This window comes from Sphingomonas faeni (assembly GCF_030817315.1).
Classification (GTDB): Bacteria; Pseudomonadota; Alphaproteobacteria; order Sphingomonadales; family Sphingomonadaceae; genus Sphingomonas; species Sphingomonas faeni_C.
The window spans coordinates 2,022,926-2,043,851 of record NZ_JAUSZF010000001.1 but is presented as its reverse complement, the minus strand read 5'-3'; the positions used below and the strand labels follow the sequence as shown (position 1 = coordinate 2,043,851).

The following is a 20,926-nucleotide window of genomic DNA, read 5'->3' as shown; positions in this document are numbered from 1 at the left end:
GTTGGGATTGCGCTGGGTTGCAAACTCGAGCGTCTATCCAGCACGTTACATGGCATCTGGCCCGGTTTTACGCAAGGTTGCCGCTTTGCGCTTGCCCCGCGTGCGGATCGCGGAGCCGTGCCGCGAGAAAGTCGATCAACGCCTCGACGCGCGCCGGACGAAGCGGGCTCGGCGGGGTGAGAAGGTGGAGGCCGATCTTGGCTGGCGCCCAGTCCACGAGGATCGTGACGAGTGCGCCCGAGGCGAGATGGCGGTCGATGATGAAGTCGGGCAGGCGGGCGATGCCGAGGCCGGCGATCAGCGCGGGGACGATCGCCTCGCCGCTGTTGGCGGTGAGCTGGCCTTGCAGCCGCACCGAGACGTCGGCGCCGCCGGGGCCGTGGAAGCGCCACGGGCCGACGACGTTCGAATAGCCGACCAGCTGATGCTCGCCGAGCTGTGCCGGGTGCGTCGGGGTGCCGTGCTTCGCGAGGTAGCTGGGTGCGGCGACGGTGTGCGCCTGGATGCTGCAGAGGCGGCGGGCGCGGAGCGAACTGTCGGGCAGCTCGGCGATCCGCAGCGCGACGTCGAAGCCTTCGGCGACGATGTCGACGCGGGCATCGGAGAGGTGGAAGTCGACCTCGATCCCCGGGTGCGCGACGAGGAATTCGGCGAGGATCGGGGCGACGTTGGTGACGCCGAAGCTCATGGGGGCGGCGAGGCGGACGCGGCCGGTATGCGCGCTGGCGGCGTCGTGCGCGGACTCCTCGGCGGCGCGGGCTTCGGCGAGGATGCGTGCGGCGTGTTCGGCGAGGGGCTTGCCGGCTTCGGTCAGCGCGAGCCGACGCGAGGTGCGGTGGAAGAGCGACTGGCCGAGATGCGCTTCGAGGCGGGTGATCGCCTTCGACACGGTCGCCTTGCTGAGCCCTACCGCGTCCGCGGCAGCGCTGAACGAGCGGTGCTCGACGACGCTGGCGAAGATCGCCCAGGCTTCGAGATCGGGCAGGCGCATGGGGGACTCCAGATCTTCCACCCTCCCTGGAAGGGAGGGCTGGGGGTGGGCCGCTATCGAGGGAATGCTGCGTCCGCCAAGCGGCCGACCCACCCCCGACCCCTCCCTTCCAGGGAGGGGAGCAAGAGTAGGAACATTACCCACCGAAACGATCGGTTTCCAGCGTTTCTATTTACGGCGTGATCGCAGCGCTTATCTTGAGTTCAACCAGTGGAGACCTATCATGACGACCACGACCCTTTCCAAAGTTGATCGCCGCAGCTTCGACAGCCTTGGCCATGCCGATCATGGCTGGCTGAACGCGCGGCATCATTTCTCGTTTGCGAGCTACTACGATCCCGCCCGGATGGGCTGGGGTGCGATCCGGGTTTGGAACGACGACCAGATCGCCGCGAACTCCGGGTTCCCGCCGCATCCGCATCAGGACATGGAGATCATCACCTATGTCCGCAGCGGGGCGATCACGCACCAGGATTCGCTCGGCAACAAAGGGCGTACCGAGGCGGGCGACGTCCAGGTGATGAGTGCTGGCACCGGCGTGCGGCATGCCGAGTATAATCTCGAGCCCGAGACGACGACGATCTTCCAGATCTGGATCGAGCCTTCCCGCAAGGGTGGCGCGCCGAGCTGGGGTGCGAAGCCGTTTCCGAAGGGCGAGCGCTCGGGGCAGTTCGTGACGCTTGCCAGCGGGTTCGAGGATGACGGCGATGCACTGCCGATCCGGGCGAATGCGCGGGTGCTGGCGGCGACCCTGAAGGCCGGCAATAGCGTCGACTATGCGGTCGGCGAGGGGCGTCACGTGTATCTGGTGCCGGCGACCGGCGCGATCACGATCGGCGACGAAGCCTTTGGTGCGCGCGACGGAGCGGCGCTGCTGGGCGGCCAGACGGTGACGATCACGGCTCAAGAGGACGCGGAGATCGTTCTGGTGGACTCGGAGTAAGCTTTTCCCTTCCCGCTTGCGGGAGGGGGCAGGGGGTGGGCTCGCGCTCACCTCCGCCTTGACCGTCGTTGTAGATACGCACTTCGATCCGGCTTGCTTGCCGCAGCCGGGTGCCCACCCCCCAGCCCCCTCCCGCTTGCGGGAGGGGGAGCCTAAGAAGGAAATGCCCATGACCAAGGTTCTTGTGCTTTATTACTCGTCCTACGGCCATATCGAGCAGATGGCGGACGCCGTCGCCGAGGGCGCGCGCGCCGGTGGGGCGGAGGTCGACATCCGCCGCGTCGCCGAGACCGCGCCGCAGTCGGTGGTCGAGGCCGCGCACTTCAAGACCGACACCGCGCATGCCGAGATCGAAGGCCCCGCCGCGCTGGAGCAGTATGACGCGATCATCGTCGGTGCGCCGACCCGCTTCGGCCGGATGCCTGCGCAGATGGCGCAGTTCTGGGATACGACCGGCGGCCAGTGGTTCTCGGGCGCGCTGATCGGCAAGGTCGGTGGTGCGTTCACCTCGACCGCGAGCCAGCATGGCGGCCAGGAAACGACCCTGTTCTCGATCATCACCAACCTGCTGCATCACGGCCTGACGATCGTCGGGCTCGATTACGGCTTCCAGGCGCAGATGGGCGTGGACGTGGTCAAGGGCGGATCGCCTTACGGCGCGACGACGATCTCGGACGGTGACGGTAGCCGCCAGCCGAGCAAGGAAGAGCTCGACGGCGCGCGCTATCAGGGCAAGCGAATCGCCGAGACGGCGGCCAAGCTGAAGGGCTGAACCCGAGAAACTTCGGTGGCTGGAGAGACGAAACTTACCCCGCGGTAAGGGCGTTTCCCCACCACCGGAGCATTTCGCTTCGCGTGCACCAGCTCTGCGAGGATATGATCATGGGCCTGTTTTCCAAGGACATCGCGACGTTCGAAGACCTGTTCCTGCACCAGTTGCAGGACGTGTATTACGCCGAACACCAGATCACCAAGGCGCTGCCGAAGATGACCGAGAAGGCGACCGCGCCGGGTCTCAAAAAGGGTTTCGAAACGCATCTGCGCGAGACCGAAGGCCAGATCGTTCGCCTGGAGCGGATCTTCGAACTGCTCGGCGAGAAGGCCAAGGCAGTGACCTGCCCGGCGATCGACGGGATCATCAAGGAAGCCAACGAGGTCGCGGGCGAGATCGCCGACAAGGCAGTGCTCGACGCGGCGCTGATCGCGTCGGCGCAGGCGGTCGAGCATTACGAGATCACGCGCTACGGCACGCTGATCGCGTGGGCGAACCAGCTTGGTCGCAGCGAGATCGCGGCGATCCTGAAGGAGACGCTCGACGAGGAATATGCGACCGACGACAAGCTGACCGCGATGGCGACGTCGAAGATCAACGCGAAGGCGGAGGCGGTTACCGCCTGAGCCTTTCGTGACTTGGTAAGAAAACGGGCCGGCGATCATGCGATCGCCGGCCCGTTTTTCGTTCAGGCCTTCTTGCGGGCGCGCTTGGGAGCGGCGGCGGCGGCGACGTCCTCTTCCTCGTCGGGTGCGTCTTCACCGGCTTCGGTCAGTGCTTCGCCCAGTGCCTTCAGCTTGTCCTGCGACTTGTCGGCCTTGTCGGCGATCTTGGTGGTCGCGGTGCCGAGGCGGTGGAGCAGCGCGTGAACTCGGTCGGCGTCGGGTTCGTCACGCTCCAACTGCTTCCGCAGCGAACCGAGGTCGCGAAGGATGCCCTTGGCGCCGGAGACTTCGGTATCGGCGAGCGCGGCCTCCCAATCCTCGACCATGTCGGCGCCCTTGGTGGGCTTGGTCGCGTCGAGCCCGCGGTTGATCGCGTTCATCGTTCCTGCAAATTTAACGGCCATGTGATCTCTCTCCGCTTGCCTTTGTGGCGACCGTCAACGCGACGTGGCGGCGGAAATGTCCTCTCGATCGTATCGACTTAGATCAGTATCGAAGCCCGAATTAACGCAGGATATCGGGCGCTTGCGCCCGCCGGATGACGTCGGCGAGCGCGGCGTTCGGTACGCGGTCGGCGGTGTCCGGCGAGCAGGCGAGCAGGCCGTTGGGGCAGTAGCGATCGTCGTCCCAGCCGGGGTGATCGAGGATCGGGTAGAGGCATATTCCCTCGACCGGGACGCCGAGCGACTGGGCGATCTTCACCTCGCGCAGGATCATGCGGAGCCACGCGGGGCGGGCGCTGCCCTCGATGCCGGTTTCGGCGATGAAGATCGGGCGGCCGTAGCGGGCGTAGGCGTCGGCGAGGATCGCGTGGAGCGGGCGGCTTAAGGGGTGGTCGTACGACAACGGTGGGCCGCCGTGGATCCACTGGTTGTTGTGGTAGAAATTGACGCCGACGATATCGAGCAACGCCGGGCGGCCACCGATCTGAGGCCAGGCTTTTCCGGCGATCATGTCCCAGGCCTGATATTGCGCGAGGCGGTGGCCTTCGGCGGCGGGGGCGTCGTTGGGGCGGGCGGGGTCGGTGATGACGTTGATGACGGGGTCGGCGTGGACGAACCTTGCGGCGGGGTCGACCGCGAGGATCGCTTCCATCGCTGCGATCGAAGCGCGGGCGAGTTGGACTTTGAGTTCGTAGCCGCGCCCGCGGGCGAACGGGTTGAGATAGGCTGCGTCGCCGCCGCCCCAGGCGAAGAACGAGATCTCGTTGACCGGGGCGTAGAAGCGGGTCTCGCCGAGTGCGGCCGGGCCGATGTGGCGCGCGGCGGCGGCGGCGAACGCAGCGAAGCGGGTGACGAAGGCGGGCGTCCAGACGTCGATGTCGTCGGGCCAGCCGTAGTGGAGCAGGTCCCAGATGACTTCGGTGCCGGTCGCCTTGGCGGCTTCCAACTGGCGGTCGAGGCTGGACCAGTCGTAGCGACCGGGTTCGCGTTCAATCAGATGCCAGCGCAGGCCGTCGCGGACGGTGAGGATGCCGAGCTTGGCGAGTTCGCTGTAATCGTGCGCGGCGAGGGTGTCGTGATGGCTGTCGGCTATGACGTCGACGCGCTTGCGGTCGTGCGCGCGGCGGTGGGTGGAGGATTCGAAGCCGCCTTGGAGGACGCTTTGGAAGAGGCCGGTCGGACGCGGGAGTGGCGGCCGGTCGGACAGGACTTCGGCGAACAGGCTTTCCCAGCGGGGGACCACGGCGGCGACTGCGTAGTCGGAGTCTACCTTGGCGCGGAGGGCGGTGCCGAGGCGGGTTCGAAGTGTCGGGTCTTGGAGCAGTTTGCCGATCGCGGCGGCAACTGCAGGCGGGTCTTCGTGAGGCACAAACAAACCGCTCACGCCGTCGACGATCTGTTGTTCGGAGCCGTTGTCTCGTGTCGCTATGACGGGGAGGCGTGCGGCGCCGGCTTCGGCGATGACGTGCGGCATGCCTTCACCGCGCGAAAGCCAGACGAATATGTCGAGCGCGGCGAGCAGGTCGGGCACGTCCGCCGCGGTCGCCGAGGAAGGTCAGCGCGCCGTCCAGGCCGAGAGCGCGCGCGCGGTTGCGGAGCGCGACGGCGTATTCGGGGATGAACGCGTCCGGTCCGCCTATGACGACGAAGCGGGCGCGGGGGTGGCGGGCGTGGACGAGCGCGGCGGCCTCGATAAAGTCCTCGACGCGCTTCTTCGGGTCGAGCCGGCCTAGCCAGCCGATCAGCGGCACGCCTTCGGCGATGCCTAGCGCCGCGCGGACGGGGACTCGTCGGGTCGGATCGAACGCGCGCGTGTCGACCATCGACGGGATCTCGATCGCGTGCTGTTCGCGGCCGGGCATCCTGCTGGCGGCGGCGTCGCGGATCGACGCGCAGACGCCGACATAGCGCGCGGTGAAATGCTTGGGGCCGGCGAGCGCTTCGGAGACGAGCCCGCCATGCTCGATCAGCGGCGGGCGGAGGTGCATGCGTTCGAGCGCGGGATATATGTCGGCGACGTTCTGGCACGAGACGACGACGTCGTATGCGGGCAGCTTGCTCGCGAGATAGGCGACGGTCTCGTCGAAGCCGAGCGCGTAGGGCGTGCGGTCGACGGGGACACCGATCGCTTCCAATTGCGCGTGGGTCTGCTCGGGCATGCCGTCCTTCCGGAAGCAGGCGACGACCTCGATCCGGTAGCGGGTGGGATCGAGCGCCTGGGCGAGCAGGCGTACCTCCGTCTCCTCGCCGCCGACGACGAGCCAGGCGAAGACGAACAGGATGCGGATCGGTCGGGCGTCGGCGGTAGGTGCGGTGCTCAATCGCCGACCTTGAAGACGATCTGGAGGAATTCGGGCCGTTCGCCGACCAGTTTTGCGATGAACTTGGGGGCGTCGTCATAGGGGACGACGTGCGTGATGAGCTGCGCGCGGATCTCGGGGCCGCGGGCGAGCAGCAGCTTGACCGTTTCGTTGGCGAGGCGGCGGCGGTCCCATTGGAAGCCGAGGCCGCGGGGGACGCGGTTGATCTGGGCGCAGCGGAGGTTCAGGCCGTTGTGGTGGAATTCCTCGCCGAGCCGGAGCCGGTCGGCGCCGCCCTGGTAGAAAGCGAGGTCGATCACCGTGCCTTGCGGTCTCAGCGCGCGCATCGCGGCGTGGAGGCTGGCGGCGTCGGCGCGGGTCTGGAACACGACGTCGGCCCCGCGATCGTCGCCGCCGTGGAGCCAGCGTGCCTTGGCATAGGCCCAGGCCTGATCCTCGGTCATCGCGGTGATGCCGAGGCATTCAGCGCGCAGGCGGCGAAAGGGGGAAGGGTCGGCGATCACCACTTCACTGGCGCCAGCGGCCTGTGCGAACAGGGCGGTCAGCATGCCGACGATGCCTGCGCCGATCACCAAAGCGGGGCGGCCGCGGATGCCGTCGCCGAGGTTGACGACGTTGGGTCCGAGCAGTTCGGCATCTGCGTGGAGAATGCCGTTGGCGGCGATCGGACCCATCTGGCCGATATAGATGCCGAGGATCGGATCAAGCTCGGGGGGGAGCTTGGTCAGCAGGTCGTTGAACGGATCCGCGGTGTGGCCGGTCTTGTGGCCGAAGACGGTGCCGACGACGTCGCCGTTCGCGAAATCCTCGACCCGGCTGTCGCTGACGCGCGCGCATTCCATGTAGCCGAGGAACGGCACGGGATAGTGCGCGCTCGGTTCGCCGGGGACGAACACGCCGCGCCCTGCGTCCCAGCGCGAGTGGAGATACGGGTTGCTGTTCTTGACGAAGGTGAGTTCGGTCCCGGCGGAGAAGCCGGTGTAGAGGAGGTCGAGGCGGACCTGGCCGTCGCCCGGAGGCGCTTCGTCATAGCCGAAGAAATACGCCTGGCCGGGACGTTCGACGCCGAGCGAGCGGACGTGGCGCCACTCAGACATGCGCCACCTCGCGCTCGCGGACGTCGATCGCGCGGCCTTCGACCGCGGAGCGTTCGATCGCCAGCGCGAGGCGGAGTGTTTCGAGCGCGGCGGGGTAGGGGCAGCGGATACGGTTCTCGCTCCCACGGACCGCGTCGATAAAGTCGCGATCCTCCAGTACGACCGGGTCGCTGCCGGTGCCGCGGACCGGGCGGCCGCGGCCGATGTCGATCATCACGTCTCGGTCGGTTAGTTCGATCGCCAAACCTTCGCCGAACAGGTGCAGGCCGACGCGGTGGTTCCAGTTCAGCAAGCAGGTCGAGGCGAAGTTGGCGATCGCGCCGCTGGCGAAGGTGAGCATCGCGGTGCTGGTTGTCGCGACGTCGAGGCCGGGGAAGGCGGCGCGGTCGATATGGCCCGACTGGCCGTAGACGCGGACGACGTCGCCGACGAGGTAGCGCGCGAGATCGACCAAGTGGGTCGTCTGTTCGAGCATCTGGCCGCCCGATGCGTCCTTCTTCCACCACCAGCGCGGCGGCGGGGTGGAATCGAGCCAATAGCCGGACAGGAGGCGCGCCGGCGTCGCGGAGAGCAGCGCCTTCACCTCGTCCACGGTGTCGAGATAGCGCCAGTGATAGCCGACCGCGGTGACGAGGCCGAGCCGGTCGACCGACGCCGCGACGTCCTCCGCGGTGCCAAGATCGAGCGCGACGGGCTTTTCGACGAAGAATGGCAGCTTGTGGTCGATCGCGAGGCGTTCGGGTTCGCCGTGCGCGAACGGCGGCACGCAGATGTAGAGCGCGTCGAGGTCGACCGCGGCCAGCATCGCGGAGGCATCGTCGAATGCGCGCGCGCCGAAGCGGGCGGCGGCCTCGGTCGCGCGGGCCATGTCGACGTCGGCCACCGCGACGATCGCGACGTCGTCGAACTGCTCCAGCACGCCGAAATGGCGATTGGCGATGCCGCCTGCGCCGATGAACCCGATCCGTGTCCGCTCCACGCCGTCTCCCTTTGTGTGTTTGGTCTGGTCTTGCACGGCGTCGTAGACCGCGCGCGTATCGGCGATCATGCGATCGGCCGAGAACAGGTCTTGCTGACGTTCGATCGACGCGCTCACCATCGCCTCGAGGCTATCGCGATCGGCTAGCAACGTGACGATCGCATCGGCGAAACTCGCCGGGTCCGGGGCGGTCAGGCGGCCAGTGACGCCGTCCTCGATCGCTTCGGCATTGCCAGGCGCGACCGTGGCGACGACGGGGAGCCCGGCGGCCATCGCTTCGAGCGCGACCAGCGGCAGGCCCTCGAACGCGGAGGGAAGGACGAGCAGGTCGGCGAGCGTCATAAGGTCGGCGACGTCGCTGCGAGTCCCGAGCATGCGGACGGTGCCGGCTAGGCCCTTGGCGGCGATGGCGCGCGCGGTCTGGGTGATGAGGGGACCTTCGCCGGCGAGCAGTACGATCACGTCCGGGTGCGCGGCGCGGATTGCGGGCAGCGCGTCGAGCAGGAGCGCGTGACCCTTTTGCTCGGCAAGGCGCGCGACCATCAGCAATACCGGCGCGTCACCGACGCCCCATTCGCCGCGCAGTGCCGCTCGCGACCGTGACGGCCGGTGCGGCCCGACGCCGTTGTGGATCGTCTCGACCAGCGCAGGATCGACGCCGGCCGCGCGGTAGCTGTCGCCGACCGCATCGGAAACGCAGATCAGTCGTGCGAGCGCGGTCGAGGTATTACGGTGCTCGTCGCACTGCGCCGCGTCGGTCAGCAGATAGGGAAGATGTTCGGTGCGGACGACGGGCACGCCCGCGGCCTGCGCGGCACGGACCGCGGCATGGCCCTCCCAACCGATTCCGGCATGGACGTGGACGATATCCGGTGCCGACCGCTGCATCCAGCGCGTCATCGCCGCGTCGTCGTCGAGCATCTTGACCGCAAAGCCCTTGGCGGCGGCGCGTTCGAGCAACCCGGTGGCCGGACGTCCTGCAAAGACGATTTCGTCGCCGGCAAGGCCTTCCGCGAGCATCATCATGTGTGCGCCGACGCCGGACGGGGCCAGGCTGTCGGTCAGCAGGCAGATACGGGTCATTCTGCTGCCGACAATATAGGGGCCTGCGACGTGGGTGATTCCGTGGTCATCTTGGCGGCCATGCGGCGATAGGTGGCGAGCGCTTGTCCCACGACCTGGTCCATATTGTAGTAGCGATAGGTCGCGAGACGACCGACGAAGGTCACGCCTTCCTCCGCATCGGCGAGCGCTTCGTAGCGTTTGAACAGCGCCTGGTTTTCGGGGCGGGGGATCGGATAATAGGGGTCGCCCTCCGCGCTCGGGAATTCGTAGCTGATGCTGGTCTTCGCGTGGAGCTGGCCGGTCAGATGCTTGTATTCGGTGATGCGGGTCTGCGGCACGGTCTCGTCGGGATAGTTGACGACGGCGACCGGCTGGAACTGCGCAACGTCGTGCGTCTCGTGGCGGAACTGGAGGCTGCGATAAGGCAGCTTGCCGAAACGGAAGTCGAAATACTCGTCGATCGGACCGGTGAAGACGATGTGGTCGACGTCGATGCGGTCGATCACGTCGCGGTATTCGACGCCGAGATCGAGCGTGATGCCGGGGTGGTCGAGCATCGCCTCGAACATCCGCGTGTAGCCGTTCGCCGGCATCGCCTGGAATGTATCGGTGAAATAGCGGTCGTCGGTCGAGGTGCGGGTCGGCACGCGCGCGGTGACGGCGCGGTCGAGTTCGGACGGATCGAGGCCCCATTGCTTGCGCGTGTAGCCGCGGAAGAACGTCTCGTAGAGATCGCGGCCGACCGCGGCGACGACGACGTCCTCGGAGGTGCGGATGTCCTCAACCGATTCCGCGCGGCTGGCGAGGAAGGCGGCGGCTTCCGCGTCGTTCTCGAGCGACAGGCCGTAGAGTTCGTTCAATGTGGTGCGGTTGATCGGCATCGGCACGAGCTTGTCGTCGACGCTGGCGAGGACGCGGTGCTCGTACGGGCGCCACTCGGTGAAGCGCGAGAGATAGTCGAACACGTCGGGGGAATTGGTGTGGAAGATGTGCGGGCCGTAGCGGTGGATCAGCACGCCCGCCGCGTCATGCTCGTCATACGCGTTGCCGCCGATGTGTGGGCGGCGGTCTACGACGAGGACGCGCTGGCCGCTGTCGCTCGCGAGCCGTTCCGCAAGGACGGCACCGGCGAACCCTGCGCCGACGATCAGCGTGTCGTAGCGTTCGCGTTCCGGGGCGGGGCGGAAGGTGCGTTTCGCGCGAAGAACGCGGTCGATCTCGGTTGCCATGGCTGTTTGGGTCCGGTCCCAGGATTGTGTGGCGAGCAGGCGATCGGCTTCGTCGCGCCACGCGCCTTCGCGGGGGAGGGCGAGGGCGGCCTCGCAGGCGGCGACGAACGCGGTCGCGTCGGCGGCGATCGCCACGGCGGCCGCGTCTCCGTAATGGCGGATCACGTCGACGATCGGGGTCGAGACGACGGGCAGGCCGCCGGCGAGATATTCGGGGGTCTTGGTCGGGCTGATGAAGCGGGTCGCGGCGTTGATCGCGAACGGCATCAGCGCGACATCCCAGCCGGAGAGATAGGCGGGGAGTTCGTCGTACCCACGTCCGCCAAGCCAGTGGATATTGGCGCGGCGGGGCAGGTGCGCGGAGTCGATCTTCACGACCGGGCCGATCATCACGAACGACCAGTCGGGACGTGCAGCGGCGACGGCGTCGATGAGTGCAAGGTCGATGCGTTCGTCGATGACGCCGAAGAAACCGAGCTTGGGGCCGGGGATGTGGCGCTGGTCATCGGGTTCGGTGTTGCCGGTACGCGCTCGTGCGAAATGCGCGACGTCGACTGCCGAGGGGAAGGCGTGGACGTCGCGGTGGCGGTCGCGCTTGGCTTCGTACAGGCTGTAGCCGCCGGTAAAGACGAGGTCGGCGCGCGCGAGCAGCCGCGCTTCGCGGTCGAGCAGAGCGGGGTCGGCGAAACGGAACGCGGACAGTTCGTCCATGCAGTCGTAGATCACGGCGGCGGCGTCGAGATGCTCGGCGAACGGGAGCATCATCGGCGTGTAGAACCAGAGTACGGGCTTGGCGCGAATGCTCGTCGCGACCAGCATGTCGAGCAGTTGCCGCAAGCCCGTCTCGACCTGTTCGGCGCTCCACCAATGCGGCAGGCGGGGGCGTAGCGCGATCACGTTGTCGGCGGGGAAGGGGTGGTGTTCGAGGAAGGGCAGAGGGTGGTCGCAGGGGATGTGTTCTTCCCAGACGAACACGCTCTGGTTCCGCGCGAACCGCTTCATCAGATGCTGCGGGCGCTGGGTGACGAAATCCCAGCGGAGATGCGAGAAACAGATCAGCGGCGGAGCGTTTGCATCATCGGACATCGGGAGGCTGGGGGTGGGTCCGATACCGTGCACGCTCTTCCAATCCGCGAATCCGCGGTCATCCGCGTTGTTGCTCGAACCTAAAACCATGTTCCGGCCAAGTCATCACGGCCGGTCAGGTATTTGTCATTGCTTTGCATCATGTATTCGCTCGATGATCTGCGCCAATCGGGCCACGCTATGCGTCCACGTCCAACGGTCCAGAACGGCCTGGCGGGGCCGAAAGTCGTCGGCGGTTTCGCGCATTGTAAGGATCGCATCGGCAAACCCGTTCGCCGAAGCGGTCATGCCGGTCTCGGGCAGAATGAACTGCAATCCGCAGCGCAGATCGGCATTGGCGAGCACGGGCAGCCCGGCGAGCATGTATTCGGCGAGGATCGCCGGCGCGCCGTCGTCGACACCGCAGACGACGCCGAACCTGGCGCGGTTCATCAGGCGATTGACCTCGTCGATCGGCACGCCCGGCGGCCCGACGAACTCGATCGACAGGTCCTGGTCGCGGGCGCGTTGGCGGAGCGCGTCAGCGTCCTCGCCGTAGCCGAACACGCAGAGCGCGCGCACGTCGCGCGGCAGTTCCGCGAGTGCGTCGAAGAGGATGTCGTGGCGCTTATAGGGTTGCGCTGCGGCGACATAGATCAGGTCGATGTCCTTGACCGTGTCGAGCGGACGGAATTGATCGGTCGCGGCGAATTCGGGTCCGATCGGCATGATCGCGGTTCGCATGCCGGGGTGGCGCGCCTCGACCTCGTCCGACTGCCACTGCTCCCCGGTGATGACGAGGTCGAAATGCGCGCTGACCTCGGGCGGCACGCGCAGCGACGGCGCGTCGATCGAATTGTAGAGGATGATGCTGTCGGCGCAGGCTTCGAGCAGGTCCGGCGCGACGCCGAGGCCGAGCACGACGAGGATATGCGGCGCGCCGAAGGTTCGCACGAAGTCGATCATCTCGGTGGAGGCGAACGGAGCGTGGTCGTGATCGAGACGGAACGCGCGTCGCGCGAGCACCGGATTGTCGCGGTGGAACGGCGGTTCGGCATCGCCGCGCCAGTGATGCCAGATCTCCGCCTGTTCGACGACGCCCGCCGCGACGAGGGCTAGCGGCAGTCGTTCCAGATATCCCCCCGCAACCGGTTCGCGGTGCGTGGCGGCACCCCTCCAGGGTTGGCTGTCGGGATCGAGCGATCGCCATGCCGCCTGGTCACGGTGGCTCGATGCCGCGGGCTCCACCGGGGGCCAGCCATCGACCCAGTCGCTGATGACGACGACCGATCGCCGTTCGCTCAGTGCGACCACGGATGCGTGCCCTTCATCGTACCTCCCGCCGGTTTCGCTGCCCTGTCGTTGCAGGGCAGGCGCTTAACGGGCGAAATCGCGGATCGGGATCACGCGGCGCAAATTTAGTCGGCGCGCGCGTTCGCCGTCATTTCCTGGTGCGGAGGCCCCATAGCATCGTGCCGATGAGCGCGATGCCGGCCGCGGTGCCGCCGACGGCGACTGCGGCCATGACGGGCGAGATGCTGCCGTCGGCGCGGTGGAGATGCGGGCGCAGATTCTTGAGCAGCGGCTTGCGGCCCGACAGCCCCTCGAACATCTCGCCCGGACCCTCGGGATCGAGGATCTTGTTGTCGGCCAGCCATTCGCGCACCGAGTCGAGTTCGGGGACCTCGTACGGGCGGAGCGAGCGACCGTCGCCGCGCAGCCGTTCGATCGTCTCGATCAGCGAGCCGGTTTCCGCGATCGACGCCTCGATCGTTACGACGTCGGTGTCGAGATGCTCGGCGAGCAGGCCGTTGCGGATGCTGGCGATCGTGCCGCGCTCGTTCGCATTGCGAGCCCGGGCGGCGTCGATGACGACGTCGCATTCGCTGTCGAGCCGCAGAGATCGGTTGTTGAAGTTGGACGAGCCGACGCGGAGGACCTCGTCGTCGACCACCGTCACCTTCGCGTGGACGTAGATCGGCTGGCCACCGGCGGTGAACGGGTGATAGAGGCGCAGCCGGTTGTGCGGGTCGTGTTCGTGCAACGCCTCGACCAGGCGCGCGCGCGCCGAGTCCATCGCGATCGGTTCGAGCCAGCCCTCCGCGGTGGTCGGGTGGACGATCACGAACTCCGGACCATCGGGTTCGCTCAGCCGCTTGCCGATCGCTTCGGCGACCTTGCGCGAGGCGAAATACTGGCTTTCGGCGTAGAAGAAGCGTTTCGTGCGCGCGATCAGGTCGACGTACAGCGCCTCGATCTCGTGGCGGGGCTCCTGCTCGGCCATTTCGGGAATCGTGAGCGCGATGCCGACCTCGATGTCGGTGAACTCGGCCGTCACATGCTCGGGCCAGCAGTCGGCGCCGTCGGTCACCGGCTCCAGCGCGCCACCGCCGGACACTTCCCAGCGACCGCGGCACATGTCGCCGAGCGCGCGGGCGACGGGGCCCTGCAGGATCGTGGTCGCGTCGTGCCACGGACCGTAGGGCGAGCCATCGGGCTCGATCCGGCGCGGTTCGTCGTCGGCATGCGCGCGCGTGTCCCAGCGGTCGACGGTCATGTCGATCCCGCCGCAGAACGCGACGTCGTCGTCGATCACGACCACTTTCTGGTGATGCGAACCGGCGGGGGGATGATGGCCGTCGAGGCGAAGATGGACCTGCGGGTCCTTGATCCACTTGGCGATGCGCAACAGCGTCTGGCCGTGGAACAGCGTCTTGATCGCACCGGTATCCCAGCGGAGGATGTGGATGTTGAGCCCCGGCGTGCGGCGTGCGAGCCAGCTGACGAACTCGCCGACGCGCTCGGGACCGCCGTCGTCGGCGTCACCGCCACCGAAGCGGATGCGCGCATCGAAATCCCAGCCGACGAGCAGGATCTGCTTCTTGGCCTTCATCATCACCGCGCGGGCGGCTTTGAAATAATCGTCGGCATCGACGATGACGGTAGCCTGCGTTGCGGGTTCGATCCGCCAGCAGTTGCGACCGGGCTCGAGCAGGGTTCCGTGGGAATTCATGGCACTGCTTTCGCAGGCTTGGCGCGATCAGCCAACCCACCGGCGCGAGTTTTGCGTCTCGACAGGCACGGCGCGGAGGCGTTCACTATAAAATGTCGATGGGGCGCGTGCGTCATGGATATTATTCGGGCGGTGCGTGCTCTGCGGCGTCGAGCGCCTGTGCCAACAGGGCCGCGACGAGATGATCGTCCAGGGCATCGGCGAGCTGCAGCGCGCGGACGATGGCCATGCGAAGCGAACGACGATCCTCTGGCGACGTAGTCATCTCGGTACCTTTTATCTCTGTCGGGACCTCGCCGCACCGCGTTACCGGGTCGGCAGCGACGAGGGAAACCCGTTCGTCGAATGGGATGCCGTCCAGTTACGCGGACGGCATCCGTTACACGAACCGATCGGCCGTATCAGACGGCGTCGGTGTAGACGCGGCGGCGGGCGGCGGTGGTCGCACCGAAGCCTGCTGCGGCGGCGCCGATGAGCAGCGCGATGACAATCATGAACGACGTGCCCGCGGCTGCACCGGCGGCGGTGTCGGTAGCCGACTTCGCGGTCTCGACCGTCTTGTTCTTGGTCTGCACGAACTGAGCCTTGGCGCGCGTCACCTGGGCCTGAGCCTCCGGACGGCTGATCTTGCGCTGGGCGGCGACGATGTCGACGATGCGGCTTTCGGCCTGTGCGCCGTCCTGGCCACCCTTTGCGAGCGCGGGAAGCTCCTTGGCGATTTCCTTCTGCGCCTGCTCAGGCGTCATCTGCGCCGGGTCCGACGGTGCGTCCGACAGATACTGTGCGGCTTCCTCGCGAACGTCGGTGACGTCGACATTGGCGACGTCGGCAACCTTGGGAGCTGCTGCGCCGATGCCGGTGCCGGCTGCCGATGCGACCGAACCGACGGTGCGGAAGGCGCCGCCGATGATGCCGCCGACTGCCGAGGTGAGCAGGTACATGGTGAGGATCAGGGTGACGCCCCAGACGACCAGGCCGTGGATCAGGCCGTCGAACCGGTCATGCACGCCGGCGCCGCGAGCCGCGGCATAGCCGCCGGCGCCGAGTGCGATGATCGTCGTGATGATCCAGTAGATCCCCGCGCCGATGCCGAAGCCGGTCGCGCCGGGGGTCGTGCCCTCGACCGGATCGACCAGGCTGAGGCCGATGCCGGTGCCGAGAATGCCGAGCACGAGCTGGATCGCGATCGCGATCACGACGCCGGCGAAGATTGCGCCCCACGAGATGCGGGTCGGGGTCTTCACGCGACGAAAGTCGTCCGCCGGCAGAACGCCGGGGTTCACATGGTTAGCCATTATTCACTCCTGTTATTCTTGAATTCCGGGGACGGCGTCAGTCCTTGCCGTCCCTATCGATGGGGGTGTCGATCTGTGTGTCGGCCTTGGCCGGGGAGGGGCGTTCAGCCTTGGTCGACTGGTCGGCCTTGGCTTGTCGCGCGCCGGCCTCGCTCTCCTGCGAGCCGCGCCGTTCGATCGCGGCGTTGCCGATGATCTTGCCGATCGCTTCCTGGACGGAGCCTTTCGCCTGGCGGGCGCGGGCTTCGTCCCGGTTCGCCGTATCCTTGTCGCGTGTCATGCCGCGAGTTCCTTCGATGGCGCCTTGACGTGCAGCGCGTGGGGCATTGAATCGCCGTCGAAGCCGCGCGCGCGGGCCCAGGCGGCAGCGGCGTTGCGACGGTTGACGCCGATCTTCGAATAGATCCGCGCGACGTGGTTGCGCACGGTGTTGCTCGAGACGTCGAGCGTGCGTGCGATCGACTTGTCGTCGAGCCCGCGACAGATCAGCGCCAGCACCTCGCGTTCGCGGTGCGTCAGTTCGTCGAGCCCGACGCCGACCGGTTCGGTGTTCGGCGTGCGGATGCGTGCGAGCTTTTCCATGATCGAGCGGCTGAGCCAGCTCGTGTCCTTCATCACCGCTTCGATCGCGTTGACGAGTTCACGCTCTGACGCTTTACGCGTGCTGATATCGCGCATTGCCCACAGCACGCAGGCCTCGTCGTCGAGATGGATCGGCTCGGTCGAGACGATGCAGTCGATGACGTCACCGTCCTTGCCGCGGATCCGGACTTCGCGGTCGCGGATCGCCAGTCCGGCGTCGATGTCGGTTTCGATCGCGTGGCGAAGCTCGGGCGTCTCCCACAGGTCGACGTCGCCAAGCGGACGCCCGATGATCTCGGCCGACGGATAGCCGGTGAGGCTGGTGAAGGCCTCGTTGACGTCGCACAGGCGGTGACCGTCGCGCGCGCCGATCGCGAGCGCGACGGGCGCGAGCGAGAAGGTCCGCATGAAGCGTTCCTCGCTGTGGCGCAGTTGCGTCTCGGCCTTGCGGCGCGGTTCGAGGTCGGCGAAGGTGAACAGCATGCAGGGCTGATCGCCCATGTCGATCGGCTGGCCTGCGACGATCACGAGCTTGGTCTCGCCGCCCGGCAGGCTCAATTCCGCTTCCATCTGCGGAATGGTGCGGCCCTCGGCGAGGCGCTCCTTGCCCAGATCGCGCTTTTCGGCACGTTCGAGGACGTCGATGTCATAGACCGTACGCGACAGGATCGTGTCGCGGTCGTGCCCGGTCATGTCGATGAAGCCTTGGTTGACCTTCACGAAGCGAAGATCGCACAGGCGACAGATGACCGCGGGCGCGGGGTTCGCGTTGAACGATTGTTCGAAGCGATCCTCGGCCTCGAACCGTGCGGACACGTCCTGGATGATCATGACGAGGCATTCGGGCTCGTCCGCGTCGTTGGTGAGGACGAGGCTGCGCACCTGATGCACCCAGCGGGGCTCGTCCTCGCCGGCGACCGCGACTTCGACCACGACCTCCGAAAACGCCTCGCCCGAGACGACGCGTTCGATCGGGTAATCGGCGTCGTCGAGCTTGTGGTTGTTGCGGTAGCGCAGCTGGAAACGCTGGCGATAATCGTCGACCGTGGCGCCGAGATCCTCGACCGAATCGACCCCGTGCATCCCGAGTGCGGCAGTGTTGGCCCACAGGATGTCCTGATCGGGATCGACGAGGATGACGCCTTCGTTCAGCCCCGCGATGATCTGGCGCAGATGGCGCAGGTCGGCGGAGTCACGAAGCGACTTGAGGGGCGGTGCCACGGTCACGCGATCAGTCGCGCTGGCCGTGGACGAACCAGGCGATGCCGTAGCCGATCGCGGCGGCGCCGAGAGCCCAGAGGACGGGCGCGTCCTTGGCCGACGCCTGCGCGATCGAGGCGGCACGGCGGGCGGCGTCGGCGGCGCGGTCGCCGGCTTCGCGTGCTTCGCTGCCGATCTTGTCGGCGAGTTCGGGAGCGCCGTCGACGGCGTCCTCGATCGCCGACTTCGCGCGACCGTAGAGGTTCTGCGCACCGCCCGCGACCTGATCGACGACGCCGTCGACCTGCCAGTCGCGGCTGCTCACGGTGTCGCCAACGGCCTTCTCGACCTTGCCGCCGACATAGCGTGCGCCGCCCTGGAATTCGTCCTTGTTCATGTCGGGTCCTTGAGTTTGAAGTTCGGGAAAGACGATTGCGTTACGGCAGCACGCCACAGCCCGCCGCGGCCTTGCCGACTTCGAGCGCGATCTTGGGATCGCGGAGTTCAGAGGCGACACGGATGAGATCGGACGGAGTGAGTACGCCGGGCGTGGTGTCGCCCTGGCGATAGGCCGCGGCGGCCTTGCCGAGACGCTGCAACTGGCCGAGAGACAGGTTCGCCTGAAGGCGCTCGCCGACGCAATCGGAGCGCGACGGATCGAGCCCGTAACGCTGGAGCCCGGTCGAGATGCGGGTCGCGGGTGCGGCGCAACCGGCAATGGACGCCAGCAGGGCCAAAGCCCCGGTGGCGGCAGTTATGCGCTTCATGTGAGCTGCTCCAGTATATGGCCGACCGCGGTATCGCGACGGGGACTGGACGCATAACCTACCGGTAACTGCTTGGTTCCTGGTAGTTTTGTGTAGAAATACTAGGTCTATTGTACCATCTCAGGACATCGCACGCGCCGCATAAAGGCGCGCGAACCGCAGATGGAGCGACCGCGTGCTCGAGTCCTCGGCAACCTTCGCGCGGCCTTCATGCCACTCGGCTCGACGCTGAAAATAGGTCGAATCGTCGTTGTCTTCGGTGGGAAAGCGGCTGTCGTCTTGAACCGTCGTCATAGCATTGCCCTTGGTAACCTTCGACATTGAATACGAAATCGCAGGCGGGCGCGCGTGATCCGAAACGACTAGGCGAGGCAGTACTCTAATCAGTCTGGTGGGAGGGAGATGTGTCGCGGGGAAGCTGGCGAAGCGCCGCCGCGGCCACGTTGGCCGGGCGGCGACGCTGTCCTTATTTCGGCCGAGGATCCCGCGAATTATTTAGCCATTGCCGCGGATTGATCGAGCGGGACGACCGGCAGCCAGACCGCGCTTGCCGATGCGCCGCCGCGGACGATGGTGACCGTTGCCGGCTTATAGTCCGCTTTCTTCGCGAGAAAGATGTTGGGGACGAAGGTCTGCGGGTTGCGGTCGTAGAGCGGGAACAGGCTCGACTGGACCTGGATCATGATCTTGTGGCCCGGCTGGAACACGTGGTTCACGGTCGGCAGGCGGAACTTGTATTCCTGCACCTTGCCCGCCGGGATCGCAGTGGGCTTGGCGAAGCTCTGGCGATAGCGGCCGCGGAAGATGTCGAGGCTGATCGGCAGTTCATAGCCGCCCATCTTCGGATCGGTCGCGTTCTCAGCCGGATAGACGTCGATCACCTTGACGACGAAATCGCCGTCGGTGCCCGTCGTTTTCGCGAAGATGTCCGCGATGGGTGCGCCCGACACGCGCACCGGCGCAGTCAGCGCCTCGGTGGTGTAGGTCATCACGTCGGGACGGCCATCGACGCCGCGCTGGTCGCTGACGAGCCAGTCGCCCCAGCGGCCGTCGCCGAAATTCACCGGGCGCGGCAGATGCGGTACGGGCTTGGACGGATCGGAGACATAGCTGTCACCGCCGGTCGCCGCCTTGCCGAACCCTAGCGCGCCGCCCTCCTGCAGGTAGATCGGCTTCAGCGGCGTGGCGCATCCGGTCTCGCACGCGAGCGGCCAGGTCGCGAATTTGTCCCAGTGGTTCTCGCCGGTGTTGTAGATCGCGGCGGCGGGCAGCGTGACGGCGGGGCCGTCCTTCAGATACTGGTTGAAATAGGGGAGCAGCATGTCCTCGCGGAATTGCTGTGCGGTGTCGCCATTCCACTGGAACGGCCCGAGGCTGCGGCCTTCGCGGTTGATCTGGCTATGCCGCCATGGGCCCATGACGAGGTGGTTGTTGCCGAGCTTCCCCTTGGCCTTCAACGCCTCCCACGCGGTGATCGCGCCGTACATGTCCTCCTGGTCCCACAGGCCCTGTTCCCAGATCGTCGGCACGTTCGACGGGTTGGCGGCGAGCAGCTTGTCGAGCGCCTGGCCCTGCCAGAAACCGTCATAGGCGGGGTGCGACACCATCCGCTGCCAATAGGGCAATTGGTCGTAGCCGGACTTCTTCGCCCAATCGCCCGCCGAGCCGACCTCGCGGAAATTCTCGTAATCGTCGTAGCCGCCGGTGGGTGGGGCCTTGCCCGCGCCCTTGTAGCCGGTCTGGCTGCCGAGCCACGCGATGTTGGCGAGGCGGAACGCGCCGTAGTGGAACCAGTCGTCGCCCATCCAGCCGTCGATCATCGGGCTCTCGGGTGCTGCGACCTTCAACGCAGGATGGGGGGCAAGCAGCGCCATCGCAACGGTGAAGCCCTCGTAGGACGAGCCGATCATGCCGACCCGGCCGTTCGACTCCGGCAGGTTCGCCTTGTTCACCAGCCAGTCGATCGTGTCGTAGGCGTCGGTGACGTGATCGACCTTGGTCGGGTTGAGCGGCCCGATGACGGGACGCGTGACGACGTAATCGCCCTCCGACCCGTATTTGCCGCGGATGTCCTGATAGACGCGGATATACCCTGCCTTCACGAACATCTCGTCGGCGAGCGGCAGCGTGGCGAGGATGCTCGCACTGTCCGAACGGTTCGCGCGACCCTTCGCGTTGTAGGGCGTGCGGGTGAGGACGATCGGCGCGTTGGTGACGCCCTTGGGATAGACGATGACGGTGTAGAGCTTGGTCCCGTCGCGCATCGGCATCATCACCTCGCGCTTCACGTAATCCTGCGCGGCGGTCGGCGGCACGAACTTGGCGGGAATGTCGCCGCCGACGGGTGCGGTCTTGTCCTGTGCCGCGGCGGTGGCGGCGAGGGCGATCGAGGCGAGCAGGACGAATTTGACGGTCATGGTGACGGGCTCCGGAAGCGTTGGGGCGAAGCTAGGCGCAACCGGGGCGCCGGAGCAATCGCGCTGACGGCCTTTAATTGCG

20 protein-coding genes are annotated in these 20,926 nt (G+C 66.8%); 3 read left to right on the top strand and 17 right to left on the bottom strand.

Annotated elements, in window-relative coordinates; all coding sequences use genetic code 11:
• Window positions 1-67: 67 nt before the first annotated feature.
• Window positions 68-991 carry a LysR family transcriptional regulator gene (locus tag QFZ54_RS09445; protein ID WP_307086633.1) on the bottom strand — a complete coding sequence of 308 codons (924 nt, stop codon included), beginning with the start codon at window positions 989-991 and terminating at the stop codon, window positions 68-70.
• A gap of 223 nt (window positions 992-1,214) precedes the next feature.
• Here QFZ54_RS09445 and QFZ54_RS09440 point away from each other — a divergent pair, with 223 nt between their 5' ends.
• The 3 genes from QFZ54_RS09440 (at window position 1,215) to QFZ54_RS09430 (ending at window position 3,332) form a co-directional block, all read left to right on the top strand.
• Window positions 1,215-1,934 (top strand): pirin family protein, encoded by a 720-nt coding sequence (locus tag QFZ54_RS09440; protein WP_307086631.1) that lies wholly within the window; start codon window positions 1,215-1,217, stop codon window positions 1,932-1,934.
• Between the two features lie 169 nt (window positions 1,935-2,103).
• On the top strand, window positions 2,104-2,706 hold the full coding sequence (gene wrbA / locus QFZ54_RS09435; RefSeq protein WP_307086629.1) for an NAD(P)H:quinone oxidoreductase: 603 nt from the start codon (window positions 2,104-2,106) through the stop codon (window positions 2,704-2,706).
• 110 nt (window positions 2,707-2,816) lie between these two features.
• The gene (locus QFZ54_RS09430) at window positions 2,817-3,332 is read left to right on the top strand and encodes a YciE/YciF ferroxidase family protein (RefSeq protein WP_307086627.1); all 516 of its coding nucleotides are present in this window, start codon (window positions 2,817-2,819) and stop codon (window positions 3,330-3,332) included.
• Window positions 3,333-3,394: 62 nt separating this feature from the next.
• Here QFZ54_RS09430 and QFZ54_RS09425 read toward each other — a convergent pair whose 3' ends face one another.
• From QFZ54_RS09425 to QFZ54_RS09350, 16 genes are all read right to left on the bottom strand, one after another.
• The gene (locus QFZ54_RS09425) at window positions 3,395-3,775 is read right to left on the bottom strand and encodes a hypothetical protein (protein WP_307086625.1); all 381 of its coding nucleotides are present in this window, start codon (window positions 3,773-3,775) and stop codon (window positions 3,395-3,397) included.
• 100 nt (window positions 3,776-3,875) lie between these two features.
• On the bottom strand, window positions 3,876-5,345 hold the full coding sequence (locus QFZ54_RS09420) for a glycosyltransferase (RefSeq protein ID WP_307086623.1): 1,470 nt from the start codon (window positions 5,343-5,345) through the stop codon (window positions 3,876-3,878).
• On the bottom strand, window positions 5,293-6,135 hold the full coding sequence (locus QFZ54_RS09415) for a glycosyltransferase family 4 protein (RefSeq protein WP_307086621.1): 843 nt from the start codon (window positions 6,133-6,135) through the stop codon (window positions 5,293-5,295). Before QFZ54_RS09415 ends, QFZ54_RS09420 begins: the two co-directional genes overlap by 53 nt.
• Window positions 6,132-7,232: a zinc-dependent alcohol dehydrogenase gene (locus QFZ54_RS09410; protein WP_307086619.1), complete on the bottom strand. Its 1,101-nt coding sequence runs from the start codon at window positions 7,230-7,232 to the stop codon at window positions 6,132-6,134. The genes QFZ54_RS09415 and QFZ54_RS09410 overlap by 4 nt, the downstream gene beginning before the upstream one ends.
• Entirely contained in the window at window positions 7,225-9,294 is a 2,070-nt protein-coding gene (locus QFZ54_RS09405) for a glycosyltransferase (RefSeq protein WP_307086617.1), read from the bottom strand. The genes QFZ54_RS09410 and QFZ54_RS09405 overlap by 8 nt, the downstream gene beginning before the upstream one ends.
• Window positions 9,291-11,507 carry a UDP-galactopyranose mutase gene (glf, locus tag QFZ54_RS09400; protein ID WP_373458588.1) on the bottom strand — a complete coding sequence of 739 codons (2,217 nt, stop codon included), beginning with the start codon at window positions 11,505-11,507 and terminating at the stop codon, window positions 9,291-9,293. Before glf ends, QFZ54_RS09405 begins: the two co-directional genes overlap by 4 nt.
• A gap of 210 nt (window positions 11,508-11,717) precedes the next feature.
• Window positions 11,718-12,884, bottom strand: a complete 1,167-nt coding sequence (locus QFZ54_RS09395) for a glycosyltransferase family 4 protein (RefSeq protein ID WP_307086613.1) — start codon at window positions 12,882-12,884, stop codon at window positions 11,718-11,720.
• A gap of 127 nt (window positions 12,885-13,011) precedes the next feature.
• Window positions 13,012-14,583 (bottom strand): phospholipase D-like domain-containing protein, encoded by a 1,572-nt coding sequence (locus tag QFZ54_RS09390; protein WP_307086611.1) that lies wholly within the window; start codon window positions 14,581-14,583, stop codon window positions 13,012-13,014.
• A gap of 121 nt (window positions 14,584-14,704) precedes the next feature.
• A complete protein-coding gene (locus QFZ54_RS09385) occupies window positions 14,705-14,848 on the bottom strand; it encodes a hypothetical protein (RefSeq protein WP_307086608.1) in 144 nt (47 codons plus the stop codon).
• A 136-nt stretch (window positions 14,849-14,984) separates the two neighbouring features.
• Complete coding sequence (locus QFZ54_RS09380) at window positions 14,985-15,878, bottom strand: hypothetical protein (protein ID WP_307086606.1); 894 nt, start codon at window positions 15,876-15,878, stop codon at window positions 14,985-14,987.
• Window positions 15,879-15,915: 37 nt separating this feature from the next.
• On the bottom strand, window positions 15,916-16,158 hold the full coding sequence (locus QFZ54_RS09375; RefSeq protein WP_307086603.1) for a hypothetical protein: 243 nt from the start codon (window positions 16,156-16,158) through the stop codon (window positions 15,916-15,918).
• Window positions 16,155-17,681 carry a PAS domain S-box protein gene (locus QFZ54_RS09370; RefSeq protein WP_307086602.1) on the bottom strand — a complete coding sequence of 509 codons (1,527 nt, stop codon included), beginning with the start codon at window positions 17,679-17,681 and terminating at the stop codon, window positions 16,155-16,157. Before QFZ54_RS09370 ends, QFZ54_RS09375 begins: the two co-directional genes overlap by 4 nt.
• A 10-nt stretch (window positions 17,682-17,691) precedes the next feature.
• Window positions 17,692-18,057 (bottom strand): CsbD family protein, encoded by a 366-nt coding sequence (locus QFZ54_RS09365; protein WP_307086600.1) that lies wholly within the window; start codon window positions 18,055-18,057, stop codon window positions 17,692-17,694.
• Between the two features lie 40 nt (window positions 18,058-18,097).
• A complete protein-coding gene (locus QFZ54_RS09360) occupies window positions 18,098-18,427 on the bottom strand; it encodes a hypothetical protein (protein WP_307086598.1) in 330 nt (109 codons plus the stop codon).
• A gap of 120 nt (window positions 18,428-18,547) precedes the next feature.
• A complete protein-coding gene (locus QFZ54_RS09355; protein WP_307086596.1) occupies window positions 18,548-18,721 on the bottom strand; it encodes a hypothetical protein in 174 nt (57 codons plus the stop codon).
• Between the two features lie 197 nt (window positions 18,722-18,918).
• On the bottom strand, window positions 18,919-20,844 hold the full coding sequence (locus tag QFZ54_RS09350) for a CocE/NonD family hydrolase (RefSeq protein WP_307086594.1): 1,926 nt from the start codon (window positions 20,842-20,844) through the stop codon (window positions 18,919-18,921).
• Between the last annotated feature and the right edge of the window lie 82 nt (window positions 20,845-20,926).

Excerpts from the sequence above, each read along its gene's own strand:
- QFZ54_RS09445 (WP_307086633.1), bottom strand. The coding sequence starts at position 991 with ATGCGCCTGCCCGATCTCGAAGCCTGGGCGATCTTCGCCAGCGTCGTC.
- QFZ54_RS09440 (WP_307086631.1), top strand. The coding sequence starts at position 1,215 with ATGACGACCACGACCCTTTCCAAAGTTGATCGCCGCAGCTTCGACAGC.
- wrbA (WP_307086629.1), top strand. The coding sequence starts at position 2,104 with ATGACCAAGGTTCTTGTGCTTTATTACTCGTCCTACGGCCATATCGAG.
- QFZ54_RS09430 (WP_307086627.1), top strand. The coding sequence starts at position 2,817 with ATGGGCCTGTTTTCCAAGGACATCGCGACGTTCGAAGACCTGTTCCTG.
- QFZ54_RS09425 (WP_307086625.1), bottom strand. The coding sequence starts at position 3,775 with ATGGCCGTTAAATTTGCAGGAACGATGAACGCGATCAACCGCGGGCTC.
- QFZ54_RS09410 (WP_307086619.1), bottom strand. The coding sequence starts at position 7,232 with ATGTCTGAGTGGCGCCACGTCCGCTCGCTCGGCGTCGAACGTCCCGGC.
- QFZ54_RS09405 (WP_307086617.1), bottom strand. The coding sequence starts at position 9,294 with ATGACCCGTATCTGCCTGCTGACCGACAGCCTGGCCCCGTCCGGCGTC.
- glf (WP_373458588.1), bottom strand. The coding sequence starts at position 11,507 with ATGAAGCGGTTCGCGCGGAACCAGAGCGTGTTCGTCTGGGAAGAACAC.
- QFZ54_RS09390 (WP_307086611.1), bottom strand. The coding sequence starts at position 14,583 with ATGAATTCCCACGGAACCCTGCTCGAGCCCGGTCGCAACTGCTGGCGG.
- QFZ54_RS09385 (WP_307086608.1), bottom strand. The coding sequence starts at position 14,848 with ATGACTACGTCGCCAGAGGATCGTCGTTCGCTTCGCATGGCCATCGTC.
- QFZ54_RS09380 (WP_307086606.1), bottom strand. The coding sequence starts at position 15,878 with ATGGCTAACCATGTGAACCCCGGCGTTCTGCCGGCGGACGACTTTCGT.
- QFZ54_RS09375 (WP_307086603.1), bottom strand. The coding sequence starts at position 16,158 with ATGACACGCGACAAGGATACGGCGAACCGGGACGAAGCCCGCGCCCGC.
- QFZ54_RS09365 (WP_307086600.1), bottom strand. The coding sequence starts at position 18,057 with ATGAACAAGGACGAATTCCAGGGCGGCGCACGCTATGTCGGCGGCAAG.
- QFZ54_RS09360 (WP_307086598.1), bottom strand. The coding sequence starts at position 18,427 with ATGAAGCGCATAACTGCCGCCACCGGGGCTTTGGCCCTGCTGGCGTCC.
- QFZ54_RS09355 (WP_307086596.1), bottom strand. The coding sequence starts at position 18,721 with ATGACGACGGTTCAAGACGACAGCCGCTTTCCCACCGAAGACAACGAC.
- QFZ54_RS09350 (WP_307086594.1), bottom strand. The coding sequence starts at position 20,844 with ATGACCGTCAAATTCGTCCTGCTCGCCTCGATCGCCCTCGCCGCCACC.